The sequence below is a fragment of the Stenomitos frigidus ULC18 genome (assembly GCF_003003795.1).
Classification (GTDB): Bacteria; Cyanobacteriota; Cyanobacteriia; order Leptolyngbyales; family Leptolyngbyaceae; genus Stenomitos; species Stenomitos frigidus_A.
This window is the reverse complement of the sequence record NZ_PVWK01000034.1, coordinates 42,689-54,646: the sequence shown is the minus strand read 5'-3', so window position 1 is coordinate 54,646 and position 11,958 is coordinate 42,689. Positions and strand designations below refer to the sequence as shown.

General features: G+C 48.1%; 16 protein-coding genes and 1 pseudogene. 9 read left to right on the top strand and 8 right to left on the bottom strand.

The genetic code is table 11. The features are described from left to right. The 5 genes and pseudogenes from C7B82_RS07390 to C7B82_RS07370 all read left to right on the top strand — a co-directional run. Positions 1-440 (top strand): annotated as a pseudogene (locus C7B82_RS07390) (hypothetical protein); the annotation flags it as partial. 446 nt (positions 441-886) lie between these two features. Beyond that, positions 887-1,081, top strand: coding sequence for a site-specific integrase (locus tag C7B82_RS07385; protein WP_181357385.1), 195 nt, complete (start codon positions 887-889; stop codon positions 1,079-1,081). Between the two features lie 121 nt (positions 1,082-1,202). Next, on the top strand, positions 1,203-1,631 hold the full coding sequence (locus tag C7B82_RS07380; protein WP_146141079.1) for a hypothetical protein: 429 nt from the start codon (positions 1,203-1,205) through the stop codon (positions 1,629-1,631). Next, the gene (locus C7B82_RS07375; RefSeq protein WP_106255660.1) at positions 1,631-1,972 is read left to right on the top strand and encodes a hypothetical protein; all 342 of its coding nucleotides are present in this window, start codon (positions 1,631-1,633) and stop codon (positions 1,970-1,972) included. The genes C7B82_RS07380 and C7B82_RS07375 overlap by 1 nt, the downstream gene beginning before the upstream one ends. After that, entirely contained in the window at positions 1,962-2,870 is a 909-nt protein-coding gene (locus tag C7B82_RS07370; RefSeq protein ID WP_106255659.1) for a hypothetical protein, read from the top strand. The genes C7B82_RS07375 and C7B82_RS07370 overlap by 11 nt, the downstream gene beginning before the upstream one ends. Here C7B82_RS07370 and C7B82_RS07365 read toward each other — a convergent pair. After that, entirely contained in the window at positions 2,867-3,862 is a 996-nt protein-coding gene (locus C7B82_RS07365) for an IS630 family transposase (RefSeq protein ID WP_106255658.1), read from the bottom strand. The two genes, C7B82_RS07370 and C7B82_RS07365, sit on opposite strands and share 4 nt — an antisense overlap. A 365-nt stretch (positions 3,863-4,227) precedes the next feature. Here C7B82_RS07365 and C7B82_RS07360 point away from each other — a divergent pair, with 365 nt between their 5' ends. From C7B82_RS07360 to C7B82_RS07345, 4 genes are all read left to right on the top strand, one after another. Continuing rightward, entirely contained in the window at positions 4,228-4,617 is a 390-nt protein-coding gene (locus C7B82_RS07360) for an ArsR/SmtB family transcription factor (RefSeq protein ID WP_106255657.1), read from the top strand. 133 nt (positions 4,618-4,750) lie between these two features. Beyond that, entirely contained in the window at positions 4,751-5,845 is a 1,095-nt protein-coding gene (locus C7B82_RS07355) for an NAD(P)H-dependent flavin oxidoreductase (RefSeq protein ID WP_106255656.1), read from the top strand. Between the two features lie 67 nt (positions 5,846-5,912). Beyond that, on the top strand, positions 5,913-6,425 hold the full coding sequence (locus tag C7B82_RS07350; RefSeq protein ID WP_106255655.1) for a methyltransferase family protein: 513 nt from the start codon (positions 5,913-5,915) through the stop codon (positions 6,423-6,425). Positions 6,426-6,801: 376 nt separating this feature from the next. Next, positions 6,802-7,146 (top strand): rhodanese-like domain-containing protein, encoded by a 345-nt coding sequence (locus C7B82_RS07345; protein WP_245939778.1) that lies wholly within the window; start codon positions 6,802-6,804, stop codon positions 7,144-7,146. A 143-nt stretch (positions 7,147-7,289) separates the two neighbouring features. Here C7B82_RS07345 and C7B82_RS07340 read toward each other — a convergent pair whose 3' ends face one another. The 7 genes from C7B82_RS07340 to C7B82_RS07310 form a co-directional block, all read right to left on the bottom strand. Continuing rightward, complete coding sequence (locus C7B82_RS07340; protein ID WP_106255653.1) at positions 7,290-8,162, bottom strand: damage-control phosphatase ARMT1 family protein; 873 nt, start codon at positions 8,160-8,162, stop codon at positions 7,290-7,292. Positions 8,163-8,217: 55 nt separating this feature from the next. Further along, positions 8,218-8,577: a cytochrome c6 PetJ gene (petJ, locus tag C7B82_RS07335; protein ID WP_106255652.1), complete on the bottom strand. Its 360-nt coding sequence runs from the start codon at positions 8,575-8,577 to the stop codon at positions 8,218-8,220. A 117-nt stretch (positions 8,578-8,694) separates the two neighbouring features. Beyond that, the gene (locus tag C7B82_RS07330) at positions 8,695-9,009 is read right to left on the bottom strand and encodes a Dps family protein (RefSeq protein WP_339375110.1); all 315 of its coding nucleotides are present in this window, start codon (positions 9,007-9,009) and stop codon (positions 8,695-8,697) included. A gap of 217 nt (positions 9,010-9,226) precedes the next feature. Further along, entirely contained in the window at positions 9,227-9,709 is a 483-nt protein-coding gene (locus tag C7B82_RS07325; protein ID WP_106255651.1) for a DUF4079 domain-containing protein, read from the bottom strand. Positions 9,710-9,782: 73 nt separating this feature from the next. Further along, a complete protein-coding gene (locus tag C7B82_RS07320; RefSeq protein WP_245939777.1) occupies positions 9,783-10,313 on the bottom strand; it encodes a DUF3122 domain-containing protein in 531 nt (176 codons plus the stop codon). Positions 10,314-10,333: 20 nt separating this feature from the next. Next, positions 10,334-10,963: a Tll0287-like domain-containing protein gene (locus C7B82_RS07315; RefSeq protein ID WP_106255650.1), complete on the bottom strand. Its 630-nt coding sequence runs from the start codon at positions 10,961-10,963 to the stop codon at positions 10,334-10,336. Between the two features lie 91 nt (positions 10,964-11,054). Continuing rightward, on the bottom strand, positions 11,055-11,948 hold the full coding sequence (locus tag C7B82_RS07310) for an alpha/beta fold hydrolase (protein WP_106255649.1): 894 nt from the start codon (positions 11,946-11,948) through the stop codon (positions 11,055-11,057). Between the last annotated feature and the right edge of the window lie 10 nt (positions 11,949-11,958).

Sequence of the window (11,958 nt, the reverse complement as noted above, 5' to 3'; positions counted from 1 at the left end):
ACCCATGTAAACGGTGGATCTTAGCGCCTTTCCTCGCAGGGGCATGTCGCTTTACGTACCTTTGCGTCAAGGAACCCCGAGTGCGCGTCACCTTTGAAGAAGAAGGCTCTAACTATCAACGTCAAAATGAGCAACGGCGGCAGGTAGCAGACCAGGAACAACCCCAACCAACTGCACCTCAACGTCAGCCAACCGCTGCCGCTAATGAATCTCCGGCTAAACCTGCATCTACGCCAGCGAAAAAAACAGAGACGCTCTCTCCGCGATACCCGCAGGGTATCGCCCCTATAGATCTCCCCGCCCCTGTTCGTCCGCCCGTTGAAACGGTTCTCCCTGCTCCTCTAGGTTCGGAACCACTTCCCGTGGAAGTGACCCCACTGCCTGCCCCAGTCGAAGTGGCTCCACCCGCCTCTAGTTTGCCTAAAGATCCTGCCCCTTAAATTTCTACAGTGCTGCTGCTCTACAATCTCACCTTTGAGTTTCTCACCTACTGTTAGCTTTGTACTTCACTGGTGATGCCTCCTATAGAGTCAAATCTTCTTTAGAATTTAATTCTACAAAGAGCATGTTCAATCATTGCCGAAAATGACTCTTTTCGGCAATGTTAGGTTGTCATGAGGCGCAATGATCGCCTTTGTTTAGCAATGGAGAAAAAATGGTCGCTAAGAGCAACTGTCCCATTTTCGATACCTGGGCTGTTGGCAATCGGAAGGCTATATCAGCGTAAAGCCAGGGGTTTGCAGCCTTAACTGTCCCGTTTAGAGGCGATAGTGGGACAGTTTAACTCTTTAAGCGTTCAATCAAGGCTACAGCCAGAAGATCTACTGGGTAGGAGTTTCAGCCTTGGCGACCAAAATTTCTCCACTACTATACAAAGGCGATTAAGGTGGAGCCGATTCGGGACAAGAAGGCGATCCACCGCATTAAGAAAATCCTGGCGGATCGTCCCCGTGATCTGTGTTTGTTCACGCTGGGCATTAACACGGCCTATCGGTCTAATGAGTTGCTGTCACTGAAGGTGGGGCAGGTGAAAGCGTTGCGAGCGGGCGATGTGCTAGGGGTTGAGCCGACATACGCCTAATTTAGTGCAACAGGGGGCTAAAACCCTGATTCTGTCGTTAAATTTTGATGCTTTCCTCCCTGTTTGAGCCTTTATTCAGAAGCCCGACCGAGAAAGATTTGTAGCCTCATCTTACACTTTTTTGGTCGTATGTCGGCTCAACCCCGAGTTGGCTCAGTCCAGAGATGGTTTAGCCGTCCCCAAAGGGCTGAAGGGTGCTGAAGTGGTGCAGCAGCGCTTAGATCAGATGGGTGAGATGGCTCCGTATGGCTCTAAGGCTGTGCTGGTTGCCGATCGCCTCATGCGGGACGGTGATGTGGAGTCGTTAGAGGGTCAGCGCTATGCCTTCAAGCGCCAAAAGGATGGTGCAATCACAATCACCGATCGCCAAACAAAGGCACCCCTCTTTCAAATGGATCGCAATGGTGCGATCCAGGCATCAGAGGCAGCTTTATCACCCCAAAACCGCCAAAACTTTAACGGCATGTTCGACAAACTAGCAGCGGTTCAACCTGTGAAAGTTGCTGCTGCCGTCAAAAATGTTTCCTCACTTGAAATTGGAGAACGCTAGTGATTCAAACACTCGAACACGGAAAAAAACAGGCGATTGCAGGCATTTTGCGCGACTTCCCGGCACTGGCAGAAGAAGCAATCCAAGCAGCAGCTTTGCCGTCTATGCCTTGTGACTACAACCCTCGCAGCCTTGAATTCTTTTTTGAAGATGTGTCCGTCCTCCTGAAAACAGATGGAGTGATTGTGCATCAACTGTTTTTCGATCCTGACTATGTTCCGGCTGTGATTACGCTCTATGGCGACCAGGAGTTGCTGTTAGTGAAAGTGGGTCAAGACATTCTCGTCAATCGTTTGCCAGAAAACTTTATCAAAGCGGATTGGACGAGCTATGAAAACTGATCAGTACATCTTTTTAACCGCTCTTAGAGATCGCTGGGTTGAAGGTGGTTTGAGCGCAAACACACCCGATTTGCCGATTACGATCAAGATGGGACGTAGCATTGTCTTTCGCGGTGAGATCGGGTCAGAGCCGATCGTAGACAAGCTGACCGATTCTCACATGATACTGATTGGTGCCGCCATGTTGCGCTCAGACATAAGCGCTATGCCGCCAGCGATTACACGCGCCGACTACGACGCTTTAGCCGGGAAGACGATCGCAGACATCTATGAAGTTATCGGCGGCGATTATTTGACAGTCCCGCTTGAAACCGCGATTCAGGCGTATGAGTCTCAGCATGGTATCGACTCTTTTGAATATCCCGACCACTCCCACAAAGCTGCACATGATTTCTTGAAAGAGGTCGGGCTGAAGCCACAGCCGGAGACAGCACCAGTAAAAGGCACGATCAACATCGAGCTGGGTGGTGAGCCGATCTTTCGCTATAGCGGCGGCAAGGTTGATCTGGATGTTTTCAACCCTCAAGTAGAGCCAGTAGAGCAGGTTGAACTAGAGACGGCAGCGCTGGAAGCCTTTGGAGTTTCTTCAGAGGAACTGGCTGATGGGGTTGAAGGCACTACGCAGCCGATGCTCATGCACAATGGCGAACACCTTACGGTCGAGTCGATCGTTGCTGTAGCGATGGAAACACCCGTAGAAAGCACACCGGAAGTCCAAGCGGAGGCGTTAGATGCTTTTGGCTTTGATTCAGTGGTTGATGTGGTTGATGAAGTCGCCTTTAACGAACCCGTCACTGAAAGTTTTTACAGTGAGCCAGTTGCAGTAAAACCTGCCTGGATGCGCGAAAACACAACCGCACGAGTCGATCAGCTACGTCAAACAGCGATAAGTAGTTAAACAAAATTGATTACATAGTTCTCTCCAAACTCTCTAAGAATTTTCTCAACAGAATCAACAAAAGTTTGCCAGTTAGAATAAGCCTCGATCTCAAGCCATTCATACTTGATAAACCGCCACAAAATCTCAATCAAATTCAACGGTGGAGAATAAGATGGCAATGTGAAAATGGTAATACCACGTGCTTGCCATTCATCAACCTTATCAAGCATGGCATGACTTGGATGAATCGAGGCTTGGTCGGCAACAATAACGGTTGGCTTATTGACGACGGGGAAGAACGTATCGATACAAGTAATCACGACATCAGAATTAATACTTTGAGTGGAAACATAAGCTTCAAGATGATTTTTTCGATTCATCAGACCTAAGACATTTAAGCGTGGACTACGGCGACTCTTAATGGTTAAGTATTCACCCTTATCTTGCCAGCCATAGGGTACAGAAGGACTTAAACAAAAGCCTGTTTGATCTAAGAAATAGAGGTTGATCTTGCCCTCATTTTCTAACCGCTTCAAGGCTTCTAGCTGTGCCTTCTTCTCCTCGTATTGTCTCGGTTCTGGCTCTCCACCAACAGCACGCCGCAGCCGATGCCAACTCATCGAGAAGGTTTTAAGTATTCTTTTAATCGTTTCGGTACTGGTTTCAATGTTCCATGCTGCTTTGACTTTCTGTTGCACTTGCTTTAATGGTCTTGGTTCTTGTTTAGCCCATGCTCTAATGGTTTCTTGTGCCTGATTAAAGGTGCGCTTACGCCCTCTACCGGGTTTGTTATACAGTCCTATCATGCCCTCAGTTTCCCAGCGCTTGAGCCAGTTGTAGATTGTTTTATAGCTCGCATTTAAAGTGGTCATAAGTTTTTCCACCTTGATGCCTTGCGAAGCCAACATTAAGCAAGGCGCTCTTTGCCGTACTTGATGATGTCGGCTTTGGCGGTAGATCCGTTCCAGCAGCTTCAACGACAGTGGGTTTATTTCTCGAATGAAAAGCATCTAAGACCTCATTCACTACACAACTTTATGGTCTTATTGATTATAATGTCTATTTGTGTAATTAATTCTGATTGAGTACTTAACAGTGCATAAATCATCTCAACCCCAACATCGGTGAGCAGGCTGACCAACCCCAAGATCCAAACATTACGGGGAATGGATCGGAACAATCGCATCGGCAAAACCTCCCTAGATCAATGGACAAACCATCATGGTCTGATTCTCTGGTTCTGAGAATGGAAGGATGACAGGACAATGAGTGGATAACCGTAAAGATCGGTTTCTTTTCACCTTAACCCCTGCTATATTGCTATATAGGCATACAATGAATCAATCATAACAGTTAAAAATCCAGCACTCGCACCATGTTCCTCTTTCCTTCTGCCCTTGCTCAAGTTGCTGATTGCTTCAAAGTGCTATCTGAACTCAGCCGCTTGCAGGTGTTGTGTGCGCTTAAATCAGGCTCGAAGAATGTTACTGAACATATGGAAGCAACAGGCTTGGGGCAAGCAAATGTCTCAAAGCATCTGAAGATTCTAGCTCAGGCGGGGATTGTCTCCCGCACATCTCATGGTGTCAGCGTTTATTACGAGATTGCGGAACCGTTCATTTTTGAGCTTTGTGAACTAGTGGGCGATCGCCTCACCAGTCGATTGGAAGAACAGTCTCAGCAGTTAAAGCAGTTGGAAGGATTGCGGCGAACTGCAGCTTTCGGTCTAGGCAGCAGAAGTTCTACAGGGAAAGGAGGAAAGTAAAAGTCATTATTGTCTCTCGCCTTACTGATAGATGTTCAGATCTGGAAAAGGCCGTGGAGCGGGATAGCGAGAACAATACACGTATCATTTGCACCGAATCCTGCTTTTTGAACGAACTAATCCAAAGGAATCTATGACACCACTCCCCTCGCTCCAAATCGGTCAATACATGGCTCGCTATCCCATTATTCAGGGCGGTATGGGCATTCGGATTTCTGGGGCACAACTTGCCGCTGCCGTTGCCAATGCAGGTGGCATTGGGATCATCTCTGCTGTTGCTCTAGGGCTAAACTCAACCTACTTTGATAGCACTCAGACCAATGGTCGCAAGCGCCGAGAACAGTTCTTTGAAGCCAACCGGTTGGCGCTGGTTGATGAAATTCGAGCCGCCCGCACCTTAAGTCCCAAGGGAATTCTGGGCATCAATGCGATGGTTGTTGCTCAAGATTACGAAACCCTGGTGCGGACAGCGGCAGAAGAAGGCGTGAATCTAATTATTTCAGGTGCAGGATTACCGCTGCAATTGCCGTCCTATACCGCAGCCTTTCCAGAGGTAGCACTGGTACCGATCGTCTCCAGTACTCGTGCGGCTCGCGTTATGTGCCGGAAGTGGGAACGTCAATACGGGCGGCTACCCGATGCGTTTGTCGTAGAAAATCCCAATACAGCAGGCGGACATCTCGGTGCGAAATTAGAGGAGTTAGGCGATCGCGCCCTAAACGCCGAACAGGTCATCCCAGCATTAGTGGCTTATTTGCACGAGGAAGTGGGTCAATCGATTCCAGTGATTGCCGCAGGGGGAGTGTGGGATCGAGCTGATATTGACCGAATGTTGGCATTAGGAGCCAGTGGTGTACAAATTGGGACTCGCTTTATCACCACTGATGAATGTGATGCCAATATTCGTTACAAAGAATTTCACCTTCATGCTCAACCAGACGATGTGGTGATCATTTCTAGTCCAGTGGGCATGCCGGGACGGGCACTGCGAAATGCCTTTGTGGAAAAGGCGATCGCAGGTTCCCCAGACTTGGAAAAACGATGTTTGTTTAATTGTCTCCATGCCTGCAAATGCCGGGATGAACAGCAATCCTTCTGCATTGTTCAGGCTTTAGATAAAGCGGCACGAGGAGATATTGAAAATGGACTGGTGTTTTCGGGGAGCAATGCCGGACGTGCTCAGCGCCTGATGCCTGTTGCCGAACTGATGGCAGAGTTAGTCGCTTAATGATGACAATACCCCACATGATTTCCGAATGATAAAACGAGCTAGCATAGACAGAGGAGGCTAGGACATGAACCGACTTAAAGCATTAGGATTCTCAGCCCAATGGTGGCAGGGTGCGAGAGGTGAATATTGGGTTCTTGCTCAAATAATCCTCTTTGTTGGTTTTATCCTATTGCCCGTATATCCAGTGATCAGGCTGGATCGGTTGTCTCACATTTGGACATACACGACTTGGGGATTAGCGAGTCTTTTCAGCCTAATTGCCGCGTTATTGCTATTTTGGGGAGGACTAGGGTTAGGTGCAAATCTTACTCCCTTACCCCATCCTAAAGACGCCGGAAAATTAGTCACCAGTGGAGCTTACGGCGTAGTCAGGCATCCTATTTATAGTGGCGTGATTTTCCTGGCGATCGCCTATGGTATTTGGCAATGGAGTTTAACGCATCTGATTGGTGCAGTGATTTTGCTGCTATTTTTTGACATCAAAGCCAGAAAAGAAGAGTCATGGCTAAAAGATAAGTTCTCTGACTATAGTTCGTATCAATTGCAGGTCAAAAAGCTAATCCCCTGGTTTTATTGAAAGAGCTTCAGTGATTGAACACAAGTAGACGTACCTACACACACATAATAAGACGGTATAAATAAGAAGCAGGCTTTGAATCTGTTCATTATCAATCATTTTGGCTATCTATTCCGATTATCAGCCCTCATATTGCCGAAGTTGCAGCCCGATAACAGAGGCGCTGGGTCATGATGAGAAATACCCATTTCGGGAGAAATCTATGTTATTCAAGAAGTCAATTCAGACTATAGTGCTGGGATTCGCCCTGTGGCTTTGCCTTTTGTTTGGTGCTGGGCAAAACCCGATCATGGCGGCAAATCTTACTTCGTCAGCTGTAATAACTGACCCCAAGGTTCTGTCAGATCCACAAGGTTTTCCCAAGTTGGAATCAGCCGTGGATCAGTATCTCATGTCGATGCCATCGGGATATTACACGATCGGCAACGTCGAAGCGTTGAAAAGTCTGATGGCAGACCGTCAGCCGTTATTAGTTGATGTGCGATCGCCCTCTGAGTATCGGTCGGGTCATATCCCTGGTGCAACCAATATTCCGCTCCAGCAGATGGCTCGCAATTTAAATAAAATTCCAACCGATCGCCCTGTGGTGCTGTATTGTTCCACTGGCTATCGCTCAGCGATGGGAGTAATGACGCTGCATCTGTTGAATTATGACAATGTACGGGGATTTCCGCCGAGCTTTGCGGGCTGGAAAGCAGCAGGGGAGGCGATCGTCAAGTAACTACTTCCTTAGCTTTCTTGTTAAGCGATCACTAACTGAGTCCCTGTCCGGCAATCGACACAGCGATCGCCCAGTTCATGCCATAGCTGACCCATGGCTTTCAATCAGAAATGATGCGATCGGTACGCTCTAAAACCCGATGGTTACAACCCATAAGCTGTACCCAATCTAGAATGTACCAACATTTGTGTCCCGATCGGTTGGTTAACGAGACTGGCAATCACCAGACATTTGACCTTGAATAGGAAAAAAATATTGCCGGGTTCGCCACAGAGAGTCTCAAAATTCCCCTGCCTCTTAGCAATAATTAGGTCGGCGGTCGCAAATCGATCGCGAAGATCCTGATTACAGTCGGTTAAGATGGTTCCTGGAGCGTCTGAGCCATTGTCGATCACCTTGACAACTTGATCCAGCCCTACCGTTCGCGCATCGACAAGTGTGGCATCATTAAGGACTGGCGCACCGCGCACGACAAAGGTAATCCGCACTGGTAAAAGTTGTTCAACCAGAAGTCGATCAAAGGCGATTTCTCCGGCATTGTCAGCTAAATACAAAATTGATTTTGCTTGGGCGATCGCCTCACGAAACTCGTTCTGTTCTCCGAAAAATGGCTCTGTCAGGGCTTGGTTCAAAGCCTGTCGCACATCTGCCTCTGTCAGATTGCCATTACTACCCATATCAATCACATTTCCGGCGATCGCCAGACGAGCGGCCATCAACAATGGATCTCTGGCAGATTCAACCTCAGCCCGGAGCGCTGGGATCAACTCCATCGCGACGCGATTTTGCCAGTCTTTCGTCTCACGGTAAGGGTCATCCACCCCGGTGATCTCGCGCAACCGTCGGTGAATACGTTGCGCCATGGCAGGAGGTGATTGATTTAAGTCCATCTCGACCGCCCAACTCAGCGCATCCCGGATAATGTGCTCATGAACCGATGGATTTGTTGATACCAACCTGGCCGCTTCTAAAGATTGGCGCAAGAGACAGGGAATACAGTCTAACGAGGTCTTCATCAGGGTTTTAACGAATTTTGCAACTGAGATCCGTCGCATTTCACCTAGTCAAAAATTATTGCCAACCGTTCTTAGCTTGGTCGAGTACGTAGGCGGCAACGTCTTCGATTTGGGCGTCGGTTAGCTTTTCCTTAAAGGCTGGCATGGCATTCATTCCAGCCTTGATCTGAGCCGTAATGGCTACTACCGAATTCTTACCGTACTTATCAAGGGCAGCTTGGTTTAAGGCTTTATCTGGCATTACGACGTTTTTACCCCCAACGTGGCACATGGCGCAGTTGTTCTTAAACACTTTTGCTCCACTTAGAGAATCGGTGGCCATTGCAGGCGAACTAGGAAATGGCAACGTAAACACAAGTGCTTGAAAGAGAGCAATACTGAGCAACAATGCAAAAACGGTTCGTAATTTTTTCATTTCAAGTGCCTCCAAAATCGCAGTTTAAAAAATTTGCGCCAGCAAAGGAAGGCTAGAAAGAACATTGGAGAAATGACATTAGCCAGCTCTATCAATCTTCCAATGGACTATGACCGATTAGCTAATCGGCTCTACTCCGCCAGTAAGCTCCTCAATTGAAGAGAGCTTGGCAAATTCTTTATAGGTGCCTAGAGCCGGAAACCCCAGCGCTCGGATGCGTTCAGCTATTAGATCCACCGCCAAAGCCAGTTCGGTATATTGCTCTTCAAACATAAGATGCAATGTCCGAAACATTGGTCTTGTGACGTTCCAGTGGAAGTTATGGGTCTTCAAGTACAGGGTGTAAGTATCCGCCAGTAGGTTGGAAAGCCCTTGAGCAATCTCGCGACGATCCTTTTCCTCAATTCCGATGTTGATTGGCATGGTCTGCATAACGTTGGTCTCCAAATTAATCAGGTAATTGAAATTAAGTAGGTTAGGAATGAGAATTAAATAACTCCGCGATTCTTCGGTAGGGGCGAACGGCCGTTCGCCCCTACCAGCAATCAAATTCCAGATCTTATTAAATCCATAATTCTTAGCTGTACATTCAGACACTATCAAAGCGTTGATATTAATGCGCGATCCAGCAGAAGCTTTGTGACCATAGTTACGCAGGAGACTGCATCATCTGGCTGACAATCTTTTGCACAATTTGTACCCCGGTTACGGCTTGCCAACCAAACAATCCCAGCAGAATCAGGTTCAGCGAAACGTGGATGCTGCGCACCCAGTCATGCTTTTGCATAAAGGGAACCAGTGCCGCAGACGTGGAAACCAGCCCCACCATCCCTAAACCCGCAAACAGGTGGGGTCCAATCACAATTTTGCCACTGTTCAGGTAGGTCACGGTGATGCCGCCGATCGCCCCCATTACCATTAGCGCTAGAAGGATGGAGCCAATTTGGTGGTGGCGAATGGCGAATCGACCCTTCACCAGTTCTTTCTTAGACTCTCCTTCTGCCAACCGCGTTCGCCTCACCTGCACACCCAAATACATGGCATAGAGCGCCACGGCCAGCAAGATCCACATCGTAATCGGGTGGAAAAAGCTGAGATAGGGCTTGAGAGCGGCTAGACTGTCTAAACTCATGATGGTTATCTCCAAAGTATTTGCATGTCTTAAAATCTTTTCCTCACCTTATAGCTATTTAGTTATAAGGTGATCATTTTTGGTCAGTCAGCGATCGCCACTCTTCAACCACGGTAGGAGAAACATTGAGGCTAATCTTTTCCTGGTCAAGGGTGGGAAGTGTTAGTTGCAACGGCATCGCTGGCTCTAGCTGCATCAAGATCGGTTGTAAATCATACTGCCCCATATCGGTTTTTATCTGGGTTTTATCAGTAAACATATCTGAGGATATATCTGCTGCGGTCAATGTTTTGCCCAGTGAGTTGGTGAGCGTTAGCGGTTGCGAATGATCCAGGTCTGCTGTTCCTGGAAACCCAACTAAACGCAAATAGATATGGGCTGAGCCATCGGGACGAACGCGCTTGAAGGCGATCGCTTGCCAACTACCGCCATGCTCGTCTTTGAGCGTCTGTCGAGACTGCCACACCAGTTGCCCTGGGGCTTCTTCTAATTGTCGGATGGCTGCCTGAACTGGGGCGATCGCCAGATTAGCCGTCAACGTCCAAACTAGCGTTGCGAGGATGAGTGATGCTCCGATGAAACGTAAAATGGAATTTATCTTCATGCTGTTTGCATTTATTAGGGTTATTGTTGATCGACTGAATTTTGCATTGCTTTTTGAATCGCATCTGGAATGAAAACGGCATACATACCGCGCAAATCGCCAACGTGAAAGTTATAGGCTAAATCTTGAGGATAACCATCTTTAACAAACTGGGGACGGCGATCTTTCAAACCATGACAGGCGAGACAACTGGCTTCCACATTGATGCGGCGGTAATAGCGTGTTCCTGTCTGTTGATTCAGAGTTTCTCGATCCCAAAAACCGATTAGCTCCGGTTCCTGTTCAAATTTTGCTAACGCGATCTGAGCATGTAAGTTGTCTGGAGCATGGTCTGGATTGCGATATTTCTTAGCAATCTGTTTGACCTGCCAGCCATTCTCTTGGCTGAGTTGGATGGCGCGCATTCCGACCGGACGGCAGACTTCTTTCATGGTTTGCATGGTGGGTACTTCGGTACTCCCTTCCAGGGAAGAAGCCAGCCCAGAACGCATGGTATCCAAAGCTTCAATCTCTTGGACTGCTTGCGCCAACTCGTTGGGATGGGGAATAGCTGGAGCGGCTGAGGCATTCGCGGTACTCCAACTGAGCAGCAGCAGACTGACACTGATCATCAGTACAAGGTTCAGAACAGGCTGAGATAACTTGTGCATCGGTTCTTGCTCCTGAAATAAGTTGATTGAATGGCATATGTTATGTCAGGTCTAGTTCGGGATCTCTCGTGGCATCCGGTTAGTTAAACCCCTACTCCAGTAAGGGTAATATCTGGCGAATCAGCCCGATCGTCACCGCAGGTTGCTCTAGCTGCGGCGTAAATCCCACATTATCCAGATAGTAAAAGCGACGAATGGCTTGAGGATTCATTTCAGCCAGTTTACGACCGATATCGGGGCTGGTAAACTCACTGCCCTTGCCCCAAATCATGGCGGTAGGTACCGTCAATTTGGTGATGTATTGGGACAAATCAAAGCACAAATCTCCCCGCACAAATGAAAGTGCCGCATACTCCGCATTGGGGCGTTGAGCCGATTGTCGATACGCCTCAACAATTTCAGGATAAATTTGCGCTGCATCAGCAAACTGGCGTTGCTCTAAAAAGCTACGAATGCCAAAACTGTTTGCCACGCCTGCACCGTAAAGTAGTTGATTGAGGAATGGGATATTCACAGACTGAGCAAACTGGGCAAAACCGCTGCGGCGATAGTCTTGCCCAAACTCAGCTAAACCAGCGGCGGTCGTGACAATTAATGACTTGAATAAGTCAGAGCGTTCGATCGCAGCACGAATTGTAAATGCCGCCGTCAAGGCCGAGGCAATGACAGTCGTCGGAACAAGACAGGTCTGCTCCATAAATTCTATGACGATCGCGATGTAATCTTCGGCTTGGTAGCTACGGGCAGGATGATCCGATCGCCCCCAGCCAATCAAATCGGGTGCCAAGATTTGATACTCTGCGGCAAAAGCGGGATAAACTTTTGACCATTCGTAAGCCGAGGAACCACCACCAAAGCCGTGCAGGAAAACTAATGTTTCTTTTGATCTACATTCATCCCACGGTTCTCCTTGAGCCGTATAGTAGACCATCCTGCCCAGTTTAGTTGTGATCGAGCATTCGCCAAAACCACGAGGTATAAACATCAGTTCTCTA

Bases quoted from the DNA above. Each gene is read 5' to 3' on its own strand.
- C7B82_RS07310 (WP_106255649.1), bottom strand. From the start codon at position 11,948: ATGTTTATACCTCGTGGTTTTGGCGAATGCTCGATCACAACTAAACTG.
- C7B82_RS07355 (WP_106255656.1), top strand. From the start codon at position 4,751: ATGACACCACTCCCCTCGCTCCAAATCGGTCAATACATGGCTCGCTAT.
- C7B82_RS07315 (WP_106255650.1), bottom strand. From the start codon at position 10,963: ATGCACAAGTTATCTCAGCCTGTTCTGAACCTTGTACTGATGATCAGT.
- C7B82_RS07340 (WP_106255653.1), bottom strand. From the start codon at position 8,162: ATGAAGACCTCGTTAGACTGTATTCCCTGTCTCTTGCGCCAATCTTTA.
- petJ (WP_106255652.1), bottom strand. From the start codon at position 8,577: ATGAAAAAATTACGAACCGTTTTTGCATTGTTGCTCAGTATTGCTCTC.
- C7B82_RS07365 (WP_106255658.1), bottom strand. From the start codon at position 3,862: ATGCTTTTCATTCGAGAAATAAACCCACTGTCGTTGAAGCTGCTGGAA.
- C7B82_RS07350 (WP_106255655.1), top strand. From the start codon at position 5,913: ATGAACCGACTTAAAGCATTAGGATTCTCAGCCCAATGGTGGCAGGGT.
- C7B82_RS07370 (WP_106255659.1), top strand. From the start codon at position 1,962: ATGAAAACTGATCAGTACATCTTTTTAACCGCTCTTAGAGATCGCTGG.
- C7B82_RS07320 (WP_245939777.1), bottom strand. From the start codon at position 10,313: ATGAAGATAAATTCCATTTTACGTTTCATCGGAGCATCACTCATCCTC.
- C7B82_RS07330 (WP_339375110.1), bottom strand. From the start codon at position 9,009: ATGCAGACCATGCCAATCAACATCGGAATTGAGGAAAAGGATCGTCGC.
- C7B82_RS07325 (WP_106255651.1), bottom strand. From the start codon at position 9,709: ATGAGTTTAGACAGTCTAGCCGCTCTCAAGCCCTATCTCAGCTTTTTC.
- C7B82_RS07360 (WP_106255657.1), top strand. From the start codon at position 4,228: ATGTTCCTCTTTCCTTCTGCCCTTGCTCAAGTTGCTGATTGCTTCAAA.